Source organism: Streptomyces sp. NPDC001027, assembly GCF_040299045.1.
Classification (GTDB): domain Bacteria; phylum Actinomycetota; class Actinomycetes; order Streptomycetales; family Streptomycetaceae; genus Streptomyces.
Genome location: NZ_JBEPBI010000055.1, coordinates 1 through 24,184, shown reverse-complemented (window position 1 = coordinate 24,184; position 24,184 = coordinate 1). Strand labels below are relative to the sequence as shown.

The 24,184-nt window shown below is 70.4% G+C and carries 16 protein-coding genes and 4 pseudogenes; 13 read left to right on the top strand and 7 right to left on the bottom strand.

Features of this window, described 5'->3' with window-relative positions; all coding sequences use genetic code 11:
* Positions 1–4: 4 nt before the first annotated feature.
* From ABT300_RS17715 to ABT300_RS17705, 3 genes and pseudogenes are all read right to left on the bottom strand, one after another.
* Positions 5–1,540 carry an ABC transporter substrate-binding protein gene (locus ABT300_RS17715; RefSeq protein WP_351676320.1) on the bottom strand — a complete coding sequence of 512 codons (1,536 nt, stop codon included), beginning with the start codon at positions 1,538–1,540 and terminating at the stop codon, positions 5–7.
* Positions 1,541–1,850: 310 nt separating this feature from the next.
* Entirely contained in the window at positions 1,851–2,417 is a 567-nt protein-coding gene (locus ABT300_RS17710; RefSeq protein WP_351676318.1) for a substrate-binding domain-containing protein, read from the bottom strand.
* Positions 2,418–2,517: 100 nt separating this feature from the next.
* A pseudogene (locus ABT300_RS17705) lies at positions 2,518–2,676 on the bottom strand (LacI family DNA-binding transcriptional regulator); the annotation flags it as partial.
* Between the two features lie 260 nt (positions 2,677–2,936).
* On the opposite strand from ABT300_RS17705, the gene ABT300_RS17700 reads away from it, so the two are divergent.
* The 5 genes and pseudogenes from ABT300_RS17700 (at position 2,937) to ABT300_RS17680 (ending at position 9,176) form a co-directional block, all read left to right on the top strand.
* Entirely contained in the window at positions 2,937–5,750 is a 2,814-nt protein-coding gene (locus ABT300_RS17700) for a family 78 glycoside hydrolase catalytic domain (RefSeq protein WP_351676316.1), read from the top strand.
* Positions 5,751–5,781: 31 nt separating this feature from the next.
* Positions 5,782–6,687, top strand: a pseudogene (locus ABT300_RS17695) (glycoside hydrolase family 3 C-terminal domain-containing protein); the annotation flags it as partial.
* Positions 6,688–6,806: 119 nt separating this feature from the next.
* Positions 6,807–7,136: a fibronectin type III-like domain-contianing protein gene (locus ABT300_RS17690; RefSeq protein WP_351676347.1), complete on the top strand. Its 330-nt coding sequence runs from the start codon at positions 6,807–6,809 to the stop codon at positions 7,134–7,136.
* Positions 7,129–8,187, top strand: coding sequence for a family 43 glycosylhydrolase (locus tag ABT300_RS17685; protein WP_351676314.1), 1,059 nt, complete (start codon positions 7,129–7,131; stop codon positions 8,185–8,187). The genes ABT300_RS17690 and ABT300_RS17685 overlap by 8 nt, the downstream gene beginning before the upstream one ends.
* Positions 8,188–8,204: 17 nt before the next feature.
* On the top strand, positions 8,205–9,176 hold the full coding sequence (locus ABT300_RS17680; protein ID WP_351676312.1) for an NAD-dependent epimerase/dehydratase family protein: 972 nt from the start codon (positions 8,205–8,207) through the stop codon (positions 9,174–9,176).
* Positions 9,177–9,286: 110 nt separating this feature from the next.
* Here the strand turns inward: ABT300_RS17680 and ABT300_RS17675 are convergent, their stop codons facing one another.
* Together ABT300_RS17675 and ABT300_RS17670 are read right to left on the bottom strand one after the other, a co-directional pair.
* Positions 9,287–11,041: a DUF5605 domain-containing protein gene (locus ABT300_RS17675; protein ID WP_351676311.1), complete on the bottom strand. Its 1,755-nt coding sequence runs from the start codon at positions 11,039–11,041 to the stop codon at positions 9,287–9,289.
* A 74-nt stretch (positions 11,042–11,115) separates the two neighbouring features.
* Entirely contained in the window at positions 11,116–12,105 is a 990-nt protein-coding gene (locus tag ABT300_RS17670) for a sugar phosphate isomerase/epimerase family protein (RefSeq protein WP_351676309.1), read from the bottom strand.
* A gap of 166 nt (positions 12,106–12,271) precedes the next feature.
* On the opposite strand from ABT300_RS17670, the gene ABT300_RS17665 reads away from it, so the two are divergent.
* The 6 genes from ABT300_RS17665 to ABT300_RS17640 all read left to right on the top strand — a co-directional run bounded on the left by ABT300_RS17665 (position 12,272) and on the right by ABT300_RS17640 (position 21,013).
* Complete coding sequence (locus ABT300_RS17665; protein ID WP_351676307.1) at positions 12,272–13,153, top strand: transketolase; 882 nt, start codon at positions 12,272–12,274, stop codon at positions 13,151–13,153.
* A complete protein-coding gene (locus ABT300_RS17660; RefSeq protein WP_351676305.1) occupies positions 13,150–14,166 on the top strand; it encodes a transketolase family protein in 1,017 nt (338 codons plus the stop codon). Before ABT300_RS17665 ends, ABT300_RS17660 begins: the two co-directional genes overlap by 4 nt.
* Positions 14,163–15,662: an FGGY family carbohydrate kinase gene (locus tag ABT300_RS17655; RefSeq protein WP_351676303.1), complete on the top strand. Its 1,500-nt coding sequence runs from the start codon at positions 14,163–14,165 to the stop codon at positions 15,660–15,662. The genes ABT300_RS17660 and ABT300_RS17655 overlap by 4 nt, the downstream gene beginning before the upstream one ends.
* Before the next feature lie 41 nt (positions 15,663–15,703).
* Positions 15,704–16,693 carry a sugar-binding transcriptional regulator gene (locus ABT300_RS17650; RefSeq protein ID WP_351676301.1) on the top strand — a complete coding sequence of 330 codons (990 nt, stop codon included), beginning with the start codon at positions 15,704–15,706 and terminating at the stop codon, positions 16,691–16,693.
* Positions 16,694–16,988: 295 nt separating this feature from the next.
* Positions 16,989–19,919 (top strand): hypothetical protein, encoded by a 2,931-nt coding sequence (locus ABT300_RS17645; protein ID WP_351676299.1) that lies wholly within the window; start codon positions 16,989–16,991, stop codon positions 19,917–19,919.
* Positions 19,916–21,013 carry a hypothetical protein gene (locus tag ABT300_RS17640; protein WP_351676297.1) on the top strand — a complete coding sequence of 366 codons (1,098 nt, stop codon included), beginning with the start codon at positions 19,916–19,918 and terminating at the stop codon, positions 21,011–21,013. Before ABT300_RS17645 ends, ABT300_RS17640 begins: the two co-directional genes overlap by 4 nt.
* Positions 21,014–21,539: 526 nt before the next feature.
* Here the strand turns inward: ABT300_RS17640 and ABT300_RS17635 are convergent.
* Positions 21,540–22,328, bottom strand: coding sequence for a hypothetical protein (locus ABT300_RS17635; protein WP_351676295.1), 789 nt, complete (start codon positions 22,326–22,328; stop codon positions 21,540–21,542).
* A 357-nt stretch (positions 22,329–22,685) separates the two neighbouring features.
* On the opposite strand from ABT300_RS17635, the pseudogene ABT300_RS17630 reads away from it, so the two are divergent.
* Positions 22,686–22,865, top strand: a pseudogene (locus ABT300_RS17630) (GNAT family N-acetyltransferase); the annotation flags it as partial.
* A 40-nt stretch (positions 22,866–22,905) separates the two neighbouring features.
* A complete protein-coding gene (locus ABT300_RS17625; protein WP_351676348.1) occupies positions 22,906–23,361 on the top strand; it encodes a hypothetical protein in 456 nt (151 codons plus the stop codon).
* A 178-nt stretch (positions 23,362–23,539) separates the two neighbouring features.
* Here ABT300_RS17625 and ABT300_RS17620 read toward each other — a convergent pair.
* Positions 23,540–23,887: pseudogene (locus ABT300_RS17620) on the bottom strand (DUF6417 family protein); the annotation flags it as partial.
* Between the last annotated feature and the right edge of the window lie 297 nt (positions 23,888–24,184).

The following is a 24,184-nucleotide window of genomic DNA, read 5'->3' as shown; positions in this document are numbered from 1 at the left end:
CGGACTACTGGAAGTCCCACAGCATGGGGTGCAGACCACTCGGGTCGGTGGACGGGCGGACGTTGACCTTGGGGTTGTAGGCGTAGTGCATGCTCGCCTGCACCATGGGCACGAACCAGGCCTGGTCGACGATGTAGCGGTTGAGTGCCTGCTGCGCCTTGGCGGAATCGGCCGCGCTGCCGGTCAGGATCGTGTTCCAGCCCTCGGCCACCGTCGCGTCCTTCTGGTGCTCCACGTTCCAGATGCCTTCGGGCAGCAGGTAGTCGTTGATGTCCAGGACCGAGTTGCCGTAGTTGCCGAGCTGCCAGAACGGGACGGGGTACTTGCCGCTGAGCAGCTCGCCGATGGCGTTGGGGCCGCTCAGGTTGACCTGCTTGACCTTGATGTTCAGCAGGCCCAACTGCTGGATGACGACCGGCATCAGCGGTTCGAGGTTCTGGCCCTGCATGAACGGGATCTCGAGCTCGAACCCGTCCGCGTACCCCGCCTTGGCCATCAGCGCCTTCGCGGCCTCGACGTCGAAGGGGTAGGGGTCCTTGAGGTCGTCGATGTACGCCTCGCTGCCCGGGCGGAAGATCTGGGCGGTCGGGTCGGCCAGGCCGCGGTAGATGTTCTTCGCGATGGCCTCCTTGTCGAAGACCATGTTCATCGCACGGCGCACGTCGAGGTTGCCGAGGGCCGGGATCTTCTTGCCGAGGTGGTCCGTCAGCAGCAGTCGGGTCACCTGGGACTTCTGCGACTGGATCTTCAGCTTGGCGGCCTCGGCCTGGCTGTAGGTCGCCTGGGTGATCAGGGAGCCGTCGATCTGTCCCGTCTTGAGGGCGTTGATCGCCGCGGTCTCGTTGGTGAGCACCTTCAGGACGAGCTTCTTGTACGGGTAGGTCTTGGAGTTCCAGTAGGCGTCGTTCTTGACGAAGGTGTACACCGAGCCGGCGGTCGTCGCCGAGGTGTCGAGGGTGTAGGGGCCGGAGCCGACCGGGGCCTTGTTGAGCTTGCCGGAGGCCAGGTACTTCGGACTCGCCATCCTGACGTCGCACAGGCGGGCGACGAACATCGGATTCGGCTTCAAGGTGATCTTGACGGTCAGATCGCCCTCTGTGGAGATCTGCCAGCCGGCCAGCCGGGCTGCGCCGGCGCCGTGGTCGCGACCGTATTCGATCGAGGCCTTCGCCGCCTCCGCGTTCACGGGGGTGCCGTCCGAGAACTTCATCCCCGGGTGAAGGGTGAACGTTCCGCCGGTGTTGTCCGGGTTCAGCTCCCAGGACTTCGCGGCGGCCGGCTGCGGCTTGCCCTGCGCGTCGCAGCGGAGCAGGGTGTCATAGACGGCGGACGCGCCCCAGCCCTGGTAGCTGGGCTGGTTGGTGGGGTCCCAGCCCTGGATGTCCTGGCTCATGCCGAGCGTGAGGGTGGTCTTGGCCTTTCCGCCGCCCTCGCTCCCCGCGCTGGAGCCGGCGTCGGTGCAGCCGCTGAGCGCGGCGAGTGCGGCGACGGCCGTGATCATGGTGACCGCTCTGCGGGCGGGTCGAATGGTGCGCCTCATCGTTGACTCCTTCGGACGCGAATGAGGGTGCCGCCGGGGCTGTGTGCCGCCTTGGCGGGAAATCGTCCCAGCGCCTCGAGACAGATCGGCGCAGACTGGACGGGAAGAAGAGGATGTACAACGTTCTACGCGGCAACGTACGGAGTCGATTCGGCCGCGTCAAGAGGATGCTCCGGCCCGCGTGGGTAACGGTTCCGCAACGCACCCGTAGCCTCGTGTTCGCACGCGCCGATGCGCGGACACGAGTCACCGCCGACACGGCAACCCCGTTTGAGCAGGGAGGATACCTGCCGGAGGTCCGGTGGCGCCCTCAGCCGGGCCTCTTCGGGACGCGGGCCCCCGCCGCGGGAGCAGCACTGGTCCCGCGCGGCAGGAGCCGGGGCGCCACGGCGTAGTGGACGGGCTGGACGCGGCCTTCCAGCCGTTCCAAGAGAAGCCGGGCGCTCATCTGGCCGGTGAGGTGGCACTGGTCGACGGCGGTGAGGGACACCCTGCCGATCGCCGAGGCGTCGACGTTGCCGTACACGGTCACGGTGAGGTCTTCGGGCGCCCTCAGGCCACGTTCCTCCGCCGCCCGCAGCACGCCGAGGGCGGCGATGTCGGCGCCGGCGAAGATCGCGGTGGGCGACGTGGACCCGGTCAGGGCCTCGAGCGCGGCTCGGTGTCCGCCTTCCTCGGTGTAGGACGTCTCGATGACGTCCGGCTCCAGGCCGTGCCGTCTCATCGCCGCCACGAAGCCGTCCAGCCGGGCTGTCTGCGCGAGGACGTGCGGACGTTCCAGCCCGCCCAGGGGGTGCGTCGTGTACTCGATGCGCCGATGACCGAGGCTCACGAGGTGATCGACCATGAGGCGCGCTCCGCCCCGGTCGTCGTCCACGACGGTGTCGTAGCCGGCCGCGCATCGCACGGGCCCCGGCCTGCGGGCGGTACCCCAGCCTCTCGATCGCGGCGGTGACCTTGGCCCGCATCTCGGGACTGACGCCGTAGGCGTCGCGGAGTGCCTTCGACACCGCGGACACGGAGACTGGCGCCTCCCTGGCCACGTCCTGAATGGTGACGCGGCGGACGCCGGAGGCCCCCGGGCCCCTCCCGGCGCGGCCGTCCCGCCGCTCGCGTCCGTCCTGTGCGGGGGTCATGTCGCTCCGCCCCCGTCAGCAGAGCCGGTGTCCGTGCGCGCCATGCCACAAGCGCCGCCCCTATCGGCTTTCTCATGGATCGACGTCCTCCCCCGTCCCTTGACACGTGGGAGCAGCGGTCCCTACGCTGCCCGCGTAGAACGTTATACGACACCGGCCCGCCACACAGCGCTCATCACCGCGCGCGGGCGTTCCTGGGCATGGCCTCGAAACCTGCTCCAGGCCCGGTCACCGACTGCCTGAAAAGTCTGGAGACTTGCATGGCCGTGGCAGCCGCTCCCCACGCACCCCACTTCGAGCACCTCACCGGCCCCTCCCCGCTGCGGGGCATCGGAACGGGCTCGCCCCGACTTTCCTGGACGACCCCGCACGCGGACGCGGACTACCGGCAGACCGCCTACGAGGTGGAGATCCTGCGCGGCGGACACGCCGAGCGCTACCGGGTGGACAGCACCGAACAGGTGCTGGTGCCCTGGCCCGCGCCGCCGCTGGCATCCCGTGAGTTCGCCTCGGTCCGCGTGCGCGTGGCGCACGACTCCGAGTGGAGCCAGTGGAGCGAGCGCTCCGTCGTCGAGGCCGGACTGCTCGACGTCGCGGACTGGTCCGCCGCCTTCGTCAGCCCCGTGGCCATCGGCGGCCTGCGGATGCCGGCGCCCGTACTGCACGGCGCCCTGCACGTGCCGGGCGAGGTGCGCAGAGCCCGCCTCTACGCCACCGCTCACGGCCTGTACACCGCCACCCTCAACGGTCGCCGCGTCGGCGACCAGGTCCTCGCACCGGGCTGGACCGCGTACGAACACCGGCTGCGCTACCAGACGTACGACGTCACCGACCTGGTGCGCGAGGGCGCCAACGACCTGGAGGTCCTGCTGGGCAACGGCTGGTACCGCGGACGCCTGGGCTTCAACGGCGAACGCGCCCTGTACGGCGACCGGCTCGCCCTGCTGGCTCAGCTCGAGGTCACCACCACCGACGGTCAGGTGCACGTGCTCGCCACCGACGGCGCCTGGACCGCGCGGGAGAGCGAGGTGCTCACCGACGATCTCTACGACGGCCAGCGCAACGACCTGCGACGGCGCAACGCACGCTGGACCTCGGCCGCCGACGCCGTGGAGGTGGTGCCCGGCGACCTCGGACGCCTCGTCGCACCGGAGGGGCCGCCCGTCCGGGTCAGCTGCCTCCTCCCCGCGGAGAAGGTGTGGACGTCGCCCGCCGGCCGCACCCTGATCGACTTCGGTCAGAACGCGGTGGGCTGGGTGCGGTTGCGCGTGCGCGGTCTGACATCCGGCAGCGAGGTCGTGGTCCGGCACGCGGAGGTCCTGGAGAACGGTGAGCTCGCGACCGCTCCCCTGCGCTCCGCCAAGGCGACCGACAGCTATCTGGTCGCCGGTGCGTCCGAGGAGACGCTGGAGCCCTCCCTCACCTTCCACGGATTCCGCTACGCGGAGGTGTCGGGCGTGCCCGGTCTGCGCGCCGAGGACGTGGACGCCGTGGTGATCGGCTCCGACCTGCGCCGTACGGGCTGGTTCCGCTCCTCCCACGCCCTGCTCGACCGCTTCCACGAGAACGTCGTGTGGAGCATGCGCGGAAACTTCGTCGACGTCCCCACGGACTGCCCCCAGCGCGACGAGCGGCTCGGCTGGACCGGGGACATCCAGGTGTTCGCGCCCACGGCCATGTTCCTGTTCGACAGCGCGGGCTTCCTCAGCTCGTGGCTCGCGGACCTGGCCGCCGAACAGCAGCCCGACGGGTCGGTGCCGTACGTGGTGCCCGATGTGATCCGGACCCCGTCGCCCGCCGCGACGGCCTGGGGCGACGCCGCCGCCCTGGTCCCCTGGACGCTGTACCTGCGCACCGGCGACCGAGGGCTCCTGGAGCGTCAACTGCCCAGCATGCGGGCCTGGGTCGACCATGTGGCGGGCCTCGCCGGCCCCGACCGCCTCTGGTCGGGGGGCTTCCAGTTCGGCGACTGGCTCGACCCGACGGCTCCTCCGGAGGACGCCGCCCGCGCCAAGGCGGACCCGGACGTGGTGGCCACCGCGCATCTGGCCCGCTCGGCGGAGGTCGTGGCGGAGGCCGCGCGCGTGCTCGGTCGCACGGCCGAGGCCGACCGGTACACCGCCCTGGCGGCCGAGGTGCGTACGGCCTTCGCCCACGCGTACGTCACCCGAACCGGCCGGATCCTCTCCGACGCCCCGACGGTGTACGCCCTCGCCGTCCAGTGGGCGCTGCTGCCCGGCGCCGAGCAACGCGAGCACGCCGGGCGGCGGCTGGCGGACCTGGTGCGCACGAACGCGTTCCGCATCAGCACCGGCTTTGTGGGAACGCCGCTGGTGACCGACGCGCTGGTCGCCACCGGGCACGTCGAGGTCGCCTACCGCCTGCTCCTGCAGACGCAGTGCCCGTCGTGGCTCTACCCGGTGACGATGGGCGCCACCACGATCTGGGAGCGCTGGGACAGCATGCTGCCCGACGGCAGTGTCAACAACGGCGGGATGACGTCGTTCAACCACTACGCGCTCGGCGCCGTCGCGGACTGGCTCCACCGCACCGTCGCCGGACTGGCCCCCGCCGCGCCCGGCTACCGCGAGATCCTCGTCCGGCCGCGCCCCTGCGCCGACCTGACGTCCGCGTCGGCCCGCCACGTCACGCCGTACGGCGAGGCCTATGTCGCCTGGGAGAGGTCGGCGGGGACGTTCGGCCTGGACGTGCGCGTCCCGGTCGGCGCCACCGCCCGCGTGCAGCTGCCCGGAACCGATGAGATCCTGACCGTCGGCCACGGTGAGCACCGCTGGGACGTGCCCGATCCGATGGCCGCGGGCACGGGCTCCGGCGCCGTGACCACGGTCCGCGACCTGCTCGACGACACGGGCATGTGGTCCCGGGTCGTGGCGTCGGCCGTGGAGACGGGCGTCGTTCCGGGCGGCGAACCGGACGTCGCCTCCCGTCTCGCCCCGTACCTCGACTCGCCGGTGGCCGTGGTCCCGAAGGCCCTCGCACCGCACGAGGTCTCCCCCGCGACCAGGGCACTGGAGCAGCGGCTGGACGCGATCCTCGGCCTGCGCCCCGCCTGACACCGATCCGCACCACAGGAAGCACACCCACATGTCCCCCGACGATCACCGCGAGGTGCGCCTGTCCGCCGGCGAACGCGCCACCCTGTTGCTGCGGGAGCTGACGGTCGAGAAGTGCCACCAGCTCGTCCCGGTCATGCCGTGGACCCTGGTCCGCGCCGACGGCTCGGACTCCGACGAGGCCGAGCAGTGGCTGCGCAACCCGCCGGGCCATGTCGCCCAGCTGATCACCGTCGAGCGGACCCGGCTCGGGATTCCTCTCCTGTTCCACCAAGAGGCGCTCAGCGGGTTCCTCGCCGGCGGGCACATGTCCTTCCCCACCGGTACGGGCCTGGCCGCGACCTGGAGCCCGGAGCTGGTCCAGCTCGTCGAGCGCCAGCGGGTGGCGGACACCCCCGCGGAGGCCGCCTGCCTCGCGATCGCGGCCGGACTCGACGTCGAGATGCCCAAGCCGTACGGCTACGGGCACGTGCTCGCCGAGGAGGTCAGGCGCGGCAACGCGGACCTCGCCGACGTCGACACCAGCGTGTGGCGGGTGCTGCGGGCCAAGTTCGAGCTCGGGCTGTTCGAGAACCCGCATCCGGCGGAGCGCATCGACGTCGCGGCCGAGGGCACGGAGCTGTCGCGGGAGCTGGCCCGGCGGTCGGTGGTCCTCGCGAAGAACGACGGCATCCTTCCCCTGTCCAACGGGGTGAGGGTCGCCGTGGTCGGTCCGCACGCGGACGTGGTGGTGCTCGCCCTCGGCGGCGCGAGTCTGTGGTCCGCCGGGGAGCGCACCGAGGGAGAGGCCAGCGACACGGCGGACATCTCGCTGCCGGCCGCGCAGACGCGGCTCGCCGAGGCCGTCGCCGGCAAGCCCCTCGTCGTCGTGCTCGTCCAGGGACGTGCCCACGCGCTGCCCGAGGTGGTCCGGGACGCTCCGGCGATCGTCATGGCGTCCTACGCGGGCCCGTTCGGGCCGAAGGCGATCACCGAGGTCCTCTTCGGCGCGACGAACCGCGGGCGGAGACGGACGGGACGATCCGGATCGCCGTCACCGTCACCGACACCGGCCCGGTGGCGGGCGCCACCGTCGTGCAGCTGTACGTCCGGGTCAACGCCAAGGGCGGTGTCACACGGCCCGCGCAGCAGCTGGCCGGGTTCTGCAGGCTCCAGGCCGAGCCGGGTGACTCCCACCGAGTCGCCTTCGACCTCGCCGCCTCCCAGCTGGGCCACACCAACGCCGCCCGTGCCTTCGCGGTGGAACCCGCGCGGGTCGACTTCTTCCTGGGCTTCGACTCCGACGACCGCCGCGTCGAGGGCTCCTTCGACCTGGTGGGCGATCCCCGTGAACTCACCGCCGCCCAGCGGGCCTTCCTCTCCGAAACGGTGACCGAGCATGCCTGAGACATACGATTCCATCCGCCCGGGCCGGATCTGGCTCGACACCGAAGGCAAGCGCATCCAGGTGCACGGCGGCTCCGTGCTGTACGAGTACGGCGCCTACTACTGGTACGGCGAGAACAAGGAGTACTCCAAGCCGGGCAGCGACATCTGGACCTGGGGCATCCGCTGCTACTCGTCGACCGACCTCTACAACTGGCAGGACCGCGGGCTGATCATCCCTCCGGTCCTCGACGACCCCTCGTCGCCCCTGCACCCGTCGCAGTGCGTGGACCGGCCGCACATCGTCCGCCACCCGCGTACGGGAAAGTACGTGTGCTGGATCAAGATCATGGACAAGGACGGCGGTCAGCGCTCCACGGTCCTCACCGCCGACTCCCTTCTCGGCCCCTACGAGATCCTCCGCAGCGGGCTTCGGCCGCTCAGCATGGACGCCGGCGACTTCGACCTGGTCGTCGACCCCGTGGACGGCAAGGGCTACTACTACTTCGAGCGGGTGCACAGCGAACTCGTCTGCGCCGACCTCACCGACGACTACACCGACGTCACCGGCCACTACTCCACCCACTTCCCCCACCGGCACCCCCCGATGGTCCGCGAGGCGCCCGCCTACTTCCGGCGCGACGGCAGGCACTACCTGATCACCTCCGGCACTTCGGGCTACTTCCCGAACCGCTCCGAGGCAGCGGTGGCGGACACCTACCATGGGCCCTACACCGTCCTCGGGGACCCGCACCCCTCGGATGCGAGCGGCACGTCGTTCCGGTCCCAGATCAGCTCCGTCCTGCGGCATCCGACGCAACCCGACCTCTACATCGCGATCGCCGACCGCTGGCTCCCCCATCTGTCGGAGGAGGAGTCCGACCAGACCGAGGCGTTCCACCGCTACTTCGCCGAGCAGGCGAAGGGCGGGGCGGGCGCCTCCCTGCCGCCGCAGGAGTTCGACACCTCGGTGGCCGACCACGTCTGGCTTCCCCTCCGCTTCGACGGGGCCATGCCGGTGATCGACTGGCACGACGAGTGGCGGATCGAAGACATGGTTCACCTCCCCTGACATTGATTGGGACGGACATGAGAATTGCTGTTGTAGGCGGGAGTGGGCACATCGGCACATTCCTGGTCCCCCGGCTGGTGCGGGCCGGCCATGAAGTGATCAACATCAGCCGTGGCACGCGCACCGCCTACGCTGAAGCCGCCGAGTGGCAGCAGGTGCGCCAGGTCGTCGCCGACCGGGAGCAGGAGGACGCTGCAGGCGCCTTCGGCGACCGGGTGGCCGGGCTGAAGGCCGACGTCGTCATCGACCTGGTGTGCTTCACCCTGGAGTCGGCCGTTGCGCTGGTCGATCGTCTGCGCGGCGAGGTCGGACACCTGCTGCACTGCGGCACTCTGTGGCGCTACGGCCCCAGTCACAAGCTGCCGATCTCGGAGACGACGGGGACTGCTCCTGTCGGGGAGTACGGAATCCAGAAGGACCGCATCGCACGGATGCTGAAGGACGAGACCGCTTCGGGGGGTCTGGTGACCACGTCACTGCACCCCGGGCACATCGTCGGTCCCGGCTGGCATCCGGTCGGTCCGGTGGGGAACGTCGACCCCGCGGTCTGGCACACGCTGTCGGCCGGGCAGCCGTTGCAGATTCCGGGGGTCGGCGTGGAGTCGATGCATCATGTGCACGCGGACGACGTCGCACATGCCTTCGAGCAAGCCGTCGAGCATCGGAACGCGGCGGCGGGAGAGGACTTCAACGTCGTGGCCCCCACCGCGTTGAACGTGCGCGGCTACGCGCACGCGGCAGCCGGCTGGTTCGGACAGACCGCGTCGCTCGAATCGGTGACCTGGGACGAGTTCCGCCGGACCACGACCCCGGACCAGGCTGCGGTGAGCTGGGAACACCTCTACCGCAGCCACTGCCTCACGATCGAGAAGGCCAGGACGCTTCTCCACTACGCGCCGCGCTACGAACCCGAGACCGCCGTGCTCGAATCCGTCCACTGGTTGATCGAACACGACCAACTGAAGGTGGCACGCCCGCTCGTCGAATGACGGGACTCCCTGACGGGAGTGGGTGATCACGGCAGATCGCGGGATCCATGCCGAACAGAGGGGGCCGGCCGCCAGGCCGACCCCCTCTGAGGTGTTCCCGGAGAGCGCGCTCAGTCCTCCACTGCCCTCAGCCGGACCGCGATGTACGGCCGGCCGGGCAGCGGGAGTGTGAAGTCCCCTTCGTACGTGCCGGGAAGCTCGGTGACCGTCATGTTCCAGGTGTCGAGGACGTCGGCCCGGTAACGGACGCCGGGTTGGAGCCGGAAGGTCCGTCGGCGGGGTTGGCCGGTGCCGAAGTAGGCGAGCAGGCGGCGCCCCTTGACTCCCCCGAACGGGAAGTCGAAGGGCGACGGGAGCGGTTCGATGCCGGCCAGGTCGGCGGGCAGTTCTTCGAGGACGCTGCGCAGGAATCCCATGCGCGCCGCGCTCTCGCCCTTGAGGACGCCGCCCTTCGCCCACCACAGCACGTCGTCGTCGGCCAGCCAGCATTCTCCGTGGGTGACGTATCCACCCCGGACCACGCCCTCCCAGCAACGGCGGATCAGTTCCTGAGCCGTGAGGTTCCCCCAGCCTTCTTCGATGTCGCCCTCGTAGCCCAGCTCGTCGAGCACCACCGGCTTCCCCCACCGGGAACGCCAGTCCGCCGTCCCCGCGGGGGGCTTCTGGATGCTGCAGTGCGTCACCCACTCGGCGTCGTTGTCCCAGATCTCGATGCAGTCGTGCACGCTGATCAGGTGGCCGTGCGGGTCGTGTGCGCGGATCACGGCGGCGATCCGGTGCCAGTCCTCGGTCTTCTTGGACCACAGCAGGTCGTACTCGTTGGCCAGCGACCACCAGACGTTGGGCAGCGCGGCGAGCCTGGAGACCAGGTAGCGCACGTACCGCTCGTCGGCGACCGGGCTCATGTCGGAGAAGCCCCAGCGGTCGTACGGATGGAAGAGGATGAGGTCGGCCTCGACGCCGAGCTCGCCGAGCTGGGCGATCCGCTGTTCCAGGTGCCGGAAGTACGCGGGGTTCGGCCGCCGGAAGTCCCAGCCGGACTCGGGTGAGCCCTCGAAGGGGTACAGGGGCGGCTCGTCGCCGTTGAAGACGTACGACTTCGGGAAGACGCACATCCGGATCTTGTTGAAGGGGCCGTCGGCGAGGGTGCGGAGGGTCTGTTCCTCCAGTTCGGCGCCCTGGTGGGTCCACGCGTAGGCGGTGGTCCCGACGGGGAAGTAGCGCAGGCCGTCGGTGTGGCGGAAGTGGAATCGTTGGTGGACCCGTACCGGCCCGTGGTCGTGCGGACGGGCCGGGCCGCAGTGGAAGGAGCCGGTGACCGAGTCCAGGGAGCGGGCGTTGCTCGCGGTGCGGAAGGTCCAGGCTCCCTCCTCGTCCGGCAGGAAGCGGACGCGGTAGACGCCGGCCCCGTCGTAGAAGCCGTGCGCGGTCAGCGTGCGGTCTCCGTGGCGGAACTCCGCCCGGAGCGCGACGTCCGTGAAGGGGTTGCCGTGCTCGGGCCCGTGCAGCTCCAGTTCGAACGGCTGCCACCGCGTCGCGGCTTCCGGGTGCACGCACCGCGCACTGCCGATGAGCACCTCGGCCGACTCGTGGTCGGGAGACGGGACGACGTCCGCCTCGGCGGCCGGGCGCGTCGGCTCGACGACCGTCTCGGGGACGGCGGCCAGTTCGGCGTAGAGGGCGGCCTGGGCCTCCGGATCGGTCCGCAGCCTCTCGATGAAGAACGAGAGCTGCCGCAGCGTTCCGTATCTGAACTGGACCATCGTCAGCTCGTCGTCGAGGCGGGGCACGTGCTTGCGCACCACGGCTTCGGCCTGCTTGTCGTGCAGGACGTCGCCGAGGACGGATTCGGGGCCGTAGGGCATTCCTGATTCCTTGAGAACGGGGAGGTGTGCGGAGAAGACGCCTGGTGGGACGACCGGCCGGCGGCTGGGCCGGGTCAGCCGAGCAGGGCCGTGCGGACGATGCGCTGGACGGCCATGGCGTCGTGCGCGGACTGTGCGGCGCGCAGTTCGGACAGCGGCAGACGGGCAGCCTTGTCCTCCAGCGCGCGCAGGGTGGCGACGGATTCACGGACGGCGTCCGCCGGGTCCTCGCGGTAGGGGAAGAGGTCCAGTTTCAGCGGCTGGTCCCAGCCGATCTGCCGGACCACGTGCAGGAACTCCAGGGTCTCCACGAGGTGGAGTGCTCCGGCGGTCAGATCGTCGTCCCACTCCCGGTAGTTGTCGTCCAGCTCGATGTCGACGAGACGGCCCATGGAGTGGGCGAGAGTGAGGACTTCGGCGGGATTCTCCTTGGCGAAGAGCGAGTGGCCGAAGTCCACGACCAGACCCACGTTGTCCACGCCCATCTGCTCGATCGCGAGCAGGCTGGTGGCGGCCGTCGACCAGAAGAGACGGTTGCGGGGCTCCTTGAGCTTGTACTCGATGGCGAAGGTGACGTCGGGGAAGTTCCGGGCGACGTCCCGGATCCCCTCGATCGCGTGGCGGCGCAGATCGGCGTAGTCGACCTGGAAGGGATAGTCGTAACCGTCCTGGCCGGGCCAGAACTTCACGTAGCGGGCTCCGAGTCGGCCCGCCACCTCCACCGATTCGTGCGCGAGTTCCACGGCACGCCTGCGGGCGGAGGCGTCGGCGCTGGTGAACGAGCCGCTGCGGAAGCCACGGTCGTAGATCACCGGCGTGATGTTGACCGCCGTCAGACCGTGCGCGGTGAGGGCCTTGCCGACGTCGTCGACGCTCACCCCCTCGTCGAAGGGGTAGTTGAGGTCCAGACCGACCAACTGACCCGATGCGGCGGCCAGTTCGATGGCCCGCAGGGTCGGCACGCTCGGTCCGTAACCGTCGGTGGCATAGCGGTCGATGATGCGGCCGAACGTCCACATACCGCCGGTGAACGTGCGGTCGACCAGGGTCGTCTCAGGCTTCATGTTCGACCTCCTGAATGTTTATTCACTTCATTTCCTTTCGGCTGACCGGACGCTAGGTCGGCACTCGACCGACTGTCAAGCCTTCCAACAGGGGGTTGACGGTCACGGCGGGTACACTCCACCATCCATGTGTAATAGATATCAATCACTGAATGGATATTCACAGATGTTGACCGCTGATCCGAGTACGGCCGCCGAGTACCGCCGACTACGGCGCTCCCTTCCCTCCGCACGCCCTCACGAGACCGTCGAACGGCTGCGTGCCATGTCCGCGGAGATCCGCCTCATGGTTCTGGACATGATCGACAAGGCGGGGATGGGGCACATCGGCGGCGACTTCTCCGTCACCGACATCCTCGCGACGCTCTTCGGAGCGGTCGTCGACGTCGATCCGGAACACCCCGACGCACCCGGACGCGACCGGTTCATCCTGAGCAAGGGCCACTCCGCCGCGGCCCTCTACGCCACGCTCGCCCACTGCGGTTACTTCCCGCGGTCGGAACTCGCCGGGTTCACCACCGCCTCGTCCCCGCTGAACGGGCATCCCAACCGCCGCAAGGTACCCGGTGTGGAGACCAACACCGGCCCGCTCGGCCACGGCCTTCCCGTCGCGGTCGGCTGCGCTCTCGGCGCCCGGCTGCGGGGGGACGACAGCCGGACCGTGGTCGTCCTCGGTGACGGGGAACTGCAGGAGGGCAGCAACTGGGAGGCGGCGATGACCGCCGGACACCAGGAGCTGGCAGGGCTGTACGCCGTCGTCGACCGCAACCGGCTCCAGCAGGGAGCCCGGACGGAGGAGACCGTCGGCCTCGACCCCCTCGCGGAGAAGTGGGCCGCCTTCCGCTGGGAGGTGCGCGAGACGGACGGCCACGACCACGCGGCCCTGCTCGCCGCCTTCGCCCCCTCGACGAGCGGACGGCCCGTCGCCGTCATCGCCCACACCGTGAAGGGCAAGGGCGTCTCCTTCATCGAGGACCGCGCCGAATGGCACCACAAGGTGCCCGACCAGGACCAGGTACGCGCCGCCGTCGAGGAGCTGACCCGATGACCGAGACCACGTCCCCGGCGAGGACTGCCGACCCGACGGCCGGAACCGTCGCCCACCCCCTCGCTGACGCGCCTGCGTACGACTGCCGGCAGGCCTTCGCCGAGGAACTGATCGCGCTCGCCCGCGAGGACAGCCGCGTGGTCGTCGTCTGCAACGACTCGGTGGGTTCCAGCAACCTCTCCGGATTCCGGGACGAGTTCCCCGACCGCCTGATCAACGTCGGCATCGCGGAGCAGAACATGGTGGGCGTCGGGGCAGGCCTCGCCAACGCCGGCTGTGTACCGTTCGTCTCCGCGGCCGGCCCCTTCCTGACCGGCCGCGCGCTGGAGCAGATCAAGGCCGACTGCGCCTACAGCGGGCACAAGGTGATCCTGTGCGGCCAGAGCCCCGGCATGGCGTACGGCGAACTCGGCCCCACGCACCACTCGGTGGAAGACCTGTCCTGGCTCCGTGCGGTCGCCGACCTCACCGTGGTGGTGCCCACCGACCGCGCCCAGACCCGCGCCGCCGTCCGTTGGGCCCACTCCCACGACGGACCGAGCTATCTCCGCGTCCCCCGCTTCAGGGTGCCCGACGTGACTCCTCCCGGCGCTCCTTTCGCCCCGGGGCGCGCACTGACCCTGCGGCAGGGAAGCGACGTCACCCTCGTGGCCATCGGCACGATGGTCCCGCGCGCGCTGATCGCCGCGGACCGGCTGGCCGCGGAGGGCGTCTCGGCGCGGGTGCTCAACACCCCGTTCGTCGCTCCCCTCGACGAGACGGCGATCCTGCGGGCCGCCGCCGAGACCCGGGCCCTCGTCACGGCGGAGGAGGCCACCCTCAGCGGCGGCCTCGGCGCGGCCGTGGCCTCGCTCACCGGCCAGCACTCCCCCGTCCCGCTCCGGCTGCTGGGCGTGTCCGGCTTCGCACCGACCGGCAGCCCCGAAGGACTGCTGGAACACTTCGGACTGACCGCCGACGCCATCCAGCGTGCCGCGCGCGAATCCCTCGGTCTGCCATCCTCGGCCTCATGACGCCCACTCCGCTCCTTCTCGCCGTCGACCAGGGGACCTCGGCGACCAAGGCCCTGCTGATCGACGGCGCCGGCTCCGTCGTGGGCTCGGCGTCCGCACCGATCAGCGCCGCGCATCCCCACCCCGGCTGGGTGGAGCAGTCCGCCGAGGAGATCTGGCGAAGCGTGACGCGAGCCGTCGAGGTCTGCCTGGCCGGACGGGACCGCGCGCAGGTGGCCGGCATCGGATTGTCCAGTCAGCGGGAGTCGTGCCTGCTCTGGGAACGAGCCAGCGGGCGGCCGCTCGGCCCGGTGCTCGGCTGGCAGGACCGTCGCACGGCTCCCGCCTGCGCCGAGCTGCTCGCCGAAGGGCTGGGTCCGCTCGTCCGCACGACGACCGGTCTGCCCCTGGACCCGATGTTCACCGCTCTGAAGGCTCAGTGGCTCCTCGACGCGTACGACCCGGACCGCACCCGGTCCCGGCGCGGCGAGCTCTGTCTGGGCACCGTCGACTCCTGGCTGCTGTGGCGGCTGTCCGGCCGGCGCGAGCACCTGATCGAGATCGGCAACGCCTCCCGCACCCAGCTCCTCGACGTACGCACCCGGGACTGGGACGAGCGGCTCCTGGACGTCTTCGGCGTGCCGCGTGAAGCGCTGCCCCGGATCGTGGCCTCGACGGGACCCTTCCCCGCCGCCCGAGGACTGCCCTCGTTGCCGGACGGCACCCCGGTCGGCGCCGTCCTGGGCGACTCCCATGCCGCCCTCTTCGGCCACGGCGTCTTCGCACCCGGCAGCGTGAAGGTCACCTACGGCACGGGATCGTCCGTCATGGGCCTGATCGACACCCCGGCACAGGCCGAACACTCCCCCCTCTGCCTGACCATCGCCTGGGACGACGGCACGCCCGCCTACGCCCTGGAAGGAAACATCCGCTCCTCCGGCGCCACGCTGCGCTGGCTCGCCGGCCTGTTCGACACCGACGAGTCCGACCTCGTCGCAAGGGCGGCGCCGGACGCCGCGGGCGTGCACCTGGTCCCGGCCTTCGGCGGGCTCGGCGCGCCCTGGTGGGACAACGAGGCGGCCGGGCTCGTCTGTGGACTCACCTTCGCGGCGGGCCTGCCCGAGCTCGCCCGGGCCGCCCTCGAATCGATCGCCTTCCAGGTCGAGGACGTCGTGGCCGGGCTCGACGCTCCGGGCGCCCCGGTGGCCACCCTGCTCGCGGACGGTGGCCCCACCGACAACACGACGCTCATGCAACTGCAGGCGGACATCTCAGGGCGCACCCTGCGCCGCCCCCGCGCCCGTGCCATGTCCGCCCTGGGCGCGGCACACCTCGCGGGGTGCTCCCTCGGACTGTTCACCAAGGAGAGCCTGACCACGACGACGAGTGCGGCGGACGTCTACCGCCCTCAGTGGCCGCCCGCGCGGCGCGCCCACCGTCTGAGCGCCTGGCACGAAGCGGTGTCACGGGCACGGACGACGTCCGCGACGCCGCCGGGCGCGGAGGTGTCGCCATGACGGCTCCGCCGCGGCCGCCGGAGATCAGTAGGGTGTGGGGTGTGGCCCAGCGTTCTGACCTCCCCAGTGGCGAATCCGTAGACAAACTGCGGCTCATCGTGCGCGTGGCCCGCATGTACCACGAGCGCGGCCTGCGCCAGGCCGACATCGCCGAAGCCCTGGGGCTTTCCCAGGCCGGCGTCTCACGGCTGCTCCGCTCCGCGGCGGACCAGGGAGTGGTCCGGACCGTCGTCGTCTCGCCGCCCGGCATCCACAGCGACGTGGAGGACGCTCTCGCGGAGCGCTACCACCTGACCGACGTCGTGGTCCTCGACGACGAGGATCAGCCGGAACACGCCGCCACGCTGCTGCGCGGCCTCGGATCGGCGGCCGCGAGCCATCTGGAGACCGCCTTCCGCTCCGGCGACCTGATCGGCGTCTCGACCTGGAGCGAGACGCTGCTGGCCGCGGTGGAGACGATGCGGCCCGCCAAGACGCCAGGCGCCTCCCAGGTCGTCCAGCTCATGGGCGGCGTCGGCGACCCCCGCAGCCAGGTGCAGGCGACCCGTCTGGCCGCCCGCCTCGCCGAACTCACCGGCGCCACCCCGCTGTTCGTCCGCGCACCCGGACTCGTCGGCTCCGCGGAAGCCCGTCTGTCCCTGCTGCGCGATCCGGCGGTGCTGGAGGTCAGCCAGGCATGGCAGCAGCTCAGCGCCGTCCTGGTGGGCGTCGGAAGCCTCGAACCGTCCCCCCTGCTCCAGCTCAGCGGCAACGCGGTGGCCGAGGAGGAGATCACCCGACTGCGCGCCCTCGGCGCGGTCGGCGACATCTGTCAACGTTTCTTCGACGAGAACGGCGTCCACGTCGACGCCGGACTCGGCGAGCGGACGATCGGCATCTCCGTCGACCAGCTGCGCACGGTCCCACGCCGCATCGCCGTCGCCGGCGGTGAGCGCAAGTACACGGCCGTCCGCGCCGCGGTGCGCGGCCGCTGGATCACCGCGCTGATCACCGACATCGCCACCGCTCGACGCCTGCTCGACGAGCCCTGAGCTTGCCCCTGACGCTCCTGTACGGATCCGCAGGCGTCACAGTCCGCTGGGAGGATCTCGCCGACAAACGCGGCCGGCGGCCTGGCCTTCATCAGGAAATCGACGAGCAGTCCCCTGGACCCGGTAGCCGAGGTGCCCAGCTCACGGCGCGTCAATTCGGGAGTGCGATCTCCGCTCAAACGGGGGACAGCCGGGTGGCTCGGAGGTGCGGGAGCATGGGAAGCGGATGAGTCGTCCCCGGAACTCCCGTCCGGCCTGGCCCTTGCCCACTCCCGCAAGCAGGAGGAAGCGCCGCATGGATGAGCTCGTACGCTTTGTGCTGCAACGGCCCGCGCAGCGGCCTGAGAGCAGCGAGGTCAAAATGCTGCGCCCCACGTTCGTCGAGCCCGGGGCCGACCGGCCGACGGCGCGGCGGAAGGCCCGCGAGTTCGCCGCCTCTGAGAGATTCCTGCGGACACCGGACCCGTTGACGTACGCGGAGGCAGCCCGGGCCGTCGCCGGCCTGCTCGCCCCGAAACCGGCGGAGGCCGACGAGGTCCGTGACGTCGTGCACGACCACGCCGGCAGGACATCCCAGCAGGTGGTGGCCGACCCCCGGTTCGCCGCCGATGAGGCCAGACTCGCGGACTCGCTCGTCGCGATGAAGCTGCTGTCGGACTCGCTGGGTGCGGACGCTCCGGGCCTGGCGGACCTGGCCCGAGGCTACGATGCGATCCGGGCGTCCGTTTCCCCCGGGGGCGAGTGCGTACAGCTCCGGCCGCTGGTGCAGCCGCCCTTCGCCGACCTGCAACTCGCCTGCGCGGACCCTGAGTCCGAGTCGGCCCCCGGCAACGGTGACCGGCCCTCGGCCCCCCACTCGGCTCCACCTGTGACCCCCGCCGTACCCGCCCCACCCGTCGCCGTAACGCGCGACACTGACCCCGCTCACACCCTCCCAGCGCTTGAACGGGCCCTGGCCGCTCTCGCCGCGCTGTCCGCCGCCTGTTTTCAGCCCCCGGACAACACCGGTGGGCCCCCGCTCATCGCGTCCGCAGAGATCCAGCCGATGCCGTCCCCGCAGGGGCTTCACCACGTCCACAGCCGTGTCACCCGCCCCTGGGCCCTGACCGCCGATGCCGTCCAGGCGCTGCCCGAGGACGTACGCCGCACCCTGGTCGCCCATCGCGCGGACCCCGCCACCGCCAACCTCCCCGCCATGGTCGACGCCCTCCAGCAAGCCCGCGTGCGGGCCCTGCGCGACGCGGCCGTAGCCGCGCTGCCGGCCGGTACCCGGCTGTATGCGCTCGGCGGCGCCCTCCTCCCCGCGCACACCGAGCACAGCACCGTCCCCGCCCCCGTGGCCCACGAGGCCACCGCCCTCCCCACCACCCGCGGCAACATCCGCCCCGCCGGTATCGGCGACCTCCTCATCGTCAAGCAGCACACTCTCCGCTACGAGGGCGGCGAGCTCGCCCACATCGAGAACGTCCTGCCCCGCGAAAAGCTCAACCGCGAGACCCGACGGCTGGAACGTACTGAAGCGACTCTCGTCCAGGAGAGCGAGACCACGAAAACCGAGGAACGGGACAGCCAGACCACCGATCGCTTCTCCCTCAAGCGCGAGACCTCCGACACCGTGAAACGCGACTCCGAGTTCAAGGCCGGCCTCGCGGTCACCGCCAGGTACGGCCCGTTCATCGAAGTCAAGGCGAACGCCGACTACGCCACGAAGACGGCGACCGAGTCCTCGGTACGCCAGTCCACCGAGTTCAGCAAGGATCTGGTCAACCGCTCGGTGAGCAAGGTGGTCGAGCGCGTCCTGGAACGCCGCTCGGTCACCACCGTCGAGGAGTTCGAGGAGAAGTACGCGCACGGCATGGACAACACGGCGGGCGCCCAGCCGGTCAGCGGCGTCTACCAGTGGATCGACAAAGTCGTCCAGGCCCAGGTCTACAACTACGGCAAGCGGCAGATGTTCGACGTGACGGTCCCCGAACCGGCCGCCGCGTTCATCGACGCCCAGCAGCGCCGCAGCGCCCAGTCCTCCGAGCTGGTCAGACCGCCGGACTTCCCGCTGACGGCCTACGACCTCGACGAGGGCAACTACCTCGTGTGGGGACAGCTCTACAACGTGCTGGACCTCGAGGCGCCACCGCCCCTCTACCGCATCGCCGGCAAGTCGATCGCCGCCACCATCGCCCAGACGCCGTTGCTCAGCTCGGGGACCTACGACCTCCCGGTCGAGGACGGCTACCAGGCGAAGTTCCTCCAAGGCGGTTACGGTTTCTCGGCGACCGGCGCGGACCGCGATCTGTGGCTCGTGGCGGGCAAGGTGCAGGACGACCTCGCCGAGGAACCGACGCCGGCCTTCGACATGGCCCAGGAGACCGAGGTCGTGCCCGTCTCCTACTACTCCCGCAACATCGTGGCGTTCGCACTGGGCGTCGAGCTCTACTGCGAGCGCACCGAGCGCGGGCTGCACGTCTGGCAGCTCAAGACCCACGCCAAACTCACCCAGGGCTACCTCACCAAGCTCAAGGAGTACGAGCAGGCCGTCGCCGAGGCGCGTGCGGCGGCCGGCGTCGTCATCCCCGGCGGCAACCCGGGCCTGAATCGCAAGGTGGTCGTCACGGAGCTGCGCAAGCAGTGTCTGATGCTGCTCACCGCCCAGCACTTCGAGGGATTCGGCGCCATCGAGTCGTCGTCGCAGGAAGGCTACCCGGAGCCGGACTTGGGGCTCAGCGCCGAGCAGATGCCCTATGTCCGCTTCTTCGAGCAGGCCTTCGAGTGGGAGCACCTGGCGTTCTTCTACTACCCCTACTTCTGGGGGCGGCGGCCCGGCTGGCAGGACCGGATGCTGCTGGACGACGCGGACCCCGACTTCTCCGACTTTCTGCGGGCCGGGGCCGCCCGGGTCGTCTTCCCGGTGCGCCCGGGCTTCGAGTCGGCGGTCACGCACTTCCTGGAGACGGGTGAAATCTGGAACGGCGGGCCCCCGCCGGACATGGCGAGCCCGCTGTACGTTCCGATCCTGAAGGAGATCCAGGAGGCGAGCGGGGCGCCCGGCGCGGAGACGGCTCTGGGCGAACCCTGGCTCGTACGGGTACCGACGACGCTGGTCCGGCTGCGCCCGGAGAGCGACCTTCCGGAGTGGCGGAAGTCCGGCGACGACTGGGTGCCGGTCGAGCGCCATAGCGGGGAAACGCCGAACCAGTCCGGCCGAACTCGGACCCAGGGAGCGCCATGAAGCAGTACGTCCTGCTGTCGGGTGCGGACTACAAGGGGGAGAACGTCACCTTCCGGGTCCTTTGCGACAACCGTCGGAAGCAGCTCACCCAGGCCGGCGCCATCGGCACCCCGCTGAAGTTCACCGTCTTCGACCTGCAGGCCGGCCAGGTCGCGGTGACCCGTGTGACGTTCGGCGGGGGCCGCAGGGTCGAGACCACCACCAGCGAGCAGCTCTTCGGCAAGGTCACCCCGGCCAGCTTCGAGACGCGTGCCGCCCCGGGCCGGCCGGTCCGCCGCCGGTTCAAGAACGGTCAGACGAGCGTCATGTCGATCACCGATGTCTACGAGGCCATCCACAGGATCGGCGCCGAGGAACCCGGCACGCTCGCGGAGTTCTCCGTGTTCTCGCACGGCTGGGAGGACGGTCCGATCCTGGTCAACAGCGACGACGACCGCACGAGTCGGCTCTTCGTCCGCGACGGCGTGCCCGGCCCTCCCAGGGAGGAGGACATCGTCGTCCCAGCCGGCATGCGCGATCCCGACGACAAGGACGCCCGTCCGGCGCTGGACTTCATCGCCCCCTCCATGGACGAGGTGAAACTCGCCCAGTTCCGGAAGGCGTTCGCCAAGGACGGGCGGGTCTGGCTGTGGGGCTGCGCGCACCGCCAGGAACTCGACCAGATCCTGGGGAAGATCGAGCGCAACGCCGCCTACCGCGCGACCTCGGTCCCGGACGACACCCCGTTCACCTTCACCAATTTCAACGACCTCGAAGTCGCCTATATCCAGTGGTTCCTGCGGCCGTTGACAGGGATCTTCCCCGACCCGCGCGCGATCACCCTCAAGTGGAAGCACCTGCGGTACTTCCTGTGCCTGGCCAACCAGTCGACTTACGCCGCCGCGATCGCCAACGCCGCGCAGGTCTCCACCTTCGCGGCGCCCATGGGCACGGGGGCGATCTACGAAGGGCCTGGCAAGCTGATGGCCGTCGACCCGGGCCATGCCCGGCACGCCACGCTCTACCGCAGCCACCTCGGCTTCACCTTCGACCCCGAGGGCCACGGCTACGCCCGCTTCGCCCCGGGTTCCGCCTGCGCCAAACCACAGCCGTAGCCGTAGGGCCCCCGCACCCTGCCCGGCGCCAGAACTGCCGCATCGCCCCCTCTCAAACCAGCACTCCTCCGCGACCGCGAACCCCGATACGTGAAGTGGGAAGGCACTGTCTGGCACAGCGCACGCACCGACGACGTCATCCAGCAGGAGGCCGACTGCAGGTGGTCTCCTGCCTGATGTGGGTGCTCAGTCGCGTTTGAGTATCCCGCTCAGCCCCGCTGCTACTGCCGTGGTCAGCACCCATCCGGCGCCGGAGAGCAGCGTCGCGCAGGTCCACCCGCGCGCCGACCTGTGCGCCGTACAAACTGAACTCGCCCCGGACAGTGAGGTGTCGGCGACCTGAGACCTGGCGATCCACCGTGAGCCAGCCGCCTTCCAGTGCGGAGCCGTCGGGGTTGTCGAGTTCGGCTCCGTCGAGGGTGAGCGTCCCGAGGTGTGCTCCTTGAAGGTCGATGCCACCGCGCGCAGTGAAGCCGAGGCTGAGTTGCATCTCCTGCGCCACCCGCAATGCGGAGCCGGTCAGAGCTCAGTCGCCGTCCTGGGCGAGGCCGGCTCCGGTGAGGGTGAGCGAGCCGCCTGTTTCCGCGCCGGTCAGGTGGATGCTGCCTTCGGCCCGGAGCCCATCGGCTGTCATGCTCTGGGCCACGTGAAGCTGGCTGGCAGCCAGGGCCACGCCTCCGGGGTTGATCAGCCGCGCATCGGTGAGGACGAGGTCTCCGCTGATCTGGGCGCCGGTCAGGCGGACTTCACCGCGGGCGGTGAAGCGTGCGTCCATGCGCGTGTGGTGGTCGGCGGTGAGCCGTCCGGCGTCCAGCGCGGTGGCGTCAGGGTTGTCCAGGCGTGCCCCGGCCAGGGACAGAACGCCGCCGACCCGGGCGCGGGCCAGTTTGACCTCTCCGCGAGCGGTGAACCCGTGATCCAGCGTGAGGTCAGCGTGGATGCACACGTTCTCGGCGTCCAGTCCAGGCACGTGACAGCCGGTCATGCCGATCAGGGGGGCGGTGGCGTGGGCCAGGACGACGGGCTCGTCCAGCCAGCAATCCGTGAGCAGCAGCCATCGCCCCAGCGTGACGCCTTCCAGGTCAAGAGAGCCGGCGATCCGCGCGCCCGCCAGACGGACTGGGGAGCGTGCGTCGGTGTCCATGAGCAGCCGGGCCACAAGGTCAGCCCGAATGGTCCGCTCCGGTGGCCATGATGCGCCGCGACTCGGCTCGTCGGCGGCGGCATCGCCGACCCGCAGGTCAACGGCCTGGCCGCGGGCGACTGCACGTACCACCTGCTGCTCGGCTGCTGTCAGATCGTCGGCAGTCAGCATCGTCCCTCGTCCCCCAAGGCATCGGCTTACGAACCCCGTTGAGCCTGTCCGTCCCCGCCGGGCGAGATCCTCTTCCGATCACGAGCCTCGTCCCCAGAGCTGCGCAACCGGACAGTCCAAGGACGCCGCCCCCGTGCGCGCTCGCGGGCGGGGACTGAGCGGGAAGCACGAGGTGTTTCGGCGAGCTTCATCCTTCGAGGTCACCGGTTCGGCACCGCGGTCGACGGTGTAGCGTCAATGCGCTGATCACCGAGCCGTTGGCGGAGAGGGCGTGTCAATACCCGCACGCGCCTCCACGGCCTCTGACGATTGACCGCACCGACGAAACCGGCAGCGCCATATGAGGAGTCGAACGGCATGGGACTCGCCCTCAGCGGAGAGCTGACGCGCCTTGTCCCCACGTCCGAGGACGACTTGGGCCTGCTCGCGAACTGGTTCGCCGATCCCGACTTCGTGGAGCACTGGGGCGGGGTGCCGCTGTCGCGCGAGGAAGTGGCCGCCAAGTACGTGGGCCGGCGCCGCCCGCAGGTCGAGTCCTTGCGTCGGCGGGCGTTCGGTGGGCTGCGATCATGCTCGGATGGCCCACGACATAGTCTTCTTCCTCGCTCCCGACGACGAGGCCGCCGCTGCGACGCGTCTGCGGGGACCCGGTGACGCGTTCAGATCTGTGACGTGCCGTTTCATCGAGCCGGACAGTGCCATCGCCGAGTGGGACATGTACTTCGAGGAGCCTTCGGCCCAGACGCCGCCGCTCGAGCAGGTCTATGCGTGGCGGCCGTGGCCTCAGTACGTCACCGCTCCCCTCAACGACGGCATTGAAGTGTTCGCCCTGCCGAACCGGCTGACCCGGGCGCTGGCCGGCGCGAGCCCTGCCGAACTCGAAGAGCTCGCAGGCCGCTGGACCGCGCGGCTGCGGTCTGAGGACGGCGACGACATGACCGACGACGACCTGCTGGCCGTCCTGCAGGCAGTCGCCCGACTTGCGGCGTCAGCGGTGAACATGGGGGGCGGCCTCTACAGCTGGAGTTACTGACCCTCCCGAAGGCGCCTTCTCGGTGACACCGCGGCACGCCAAGAGCGCGCTCCCACCGGCGGCGAGGCGCCGCATGAAGCGCCATGACCGGTGCGCCCCGGCACACAGCGCTCCCCTTTGACGCATGCACCGCCGCAGTCGGCCGGGGCGGCGCTGATCGGCCCACGGAAGGGATGCGGGCGCCGATCTCCCGTATCAGCCGGTCCGCCTCTGGCGCGGCCGTGCCGCCCTCCAGGGCCACCGTGCGCAGCACTCGGAGCAGGTCATTGGCCTCGTCCAGCGCCGGCAGGAACAGCCTTCTCGTGTCGCGCTTCACGGCGGTGAACGCCGCGGCCCCGGGGCGGCGTTGTCGCCAGCCCGGGGCCGCGGGGTGGAGCGGTGTGGTGGTGGAGGGCGGTCGCCTACGCGGCGAAAGGCTCTGCGGGGCTTCAGCCGAACGATCGTCCCCGCAGGCGATGGGTGAGGCCCGGGGACACTGTCCCCTCCACGACCACACCCCGCACAACACGCCGAGCCGGGCCGGCATTCCCGTCCCGGCCTCGGGAACAAGCAGGTCAGGGAGTCCCGCCCCCGTCTTCCCCGCCGCCGCGGGATGGCGCGGCACTTCCACACGGTTGCCTCGAGCCGGTTTCGGCTGCAGAAGTTCGACGCCGCCGAAGACGCCGCAGCAGTTGTGCGCTCGGCACCATGCGGCGCCAAAGGGAGGGCGCGGGTGAGCGGAGAGGGGCCCACCCGCGCCTCGTCGTCAGCCGCCGCTGGAGGCGGACCACTTCTGGTTGGAGGCCCCTGTGCAGCTCCACAGCTGGACCTTGGAGCCGTTGGC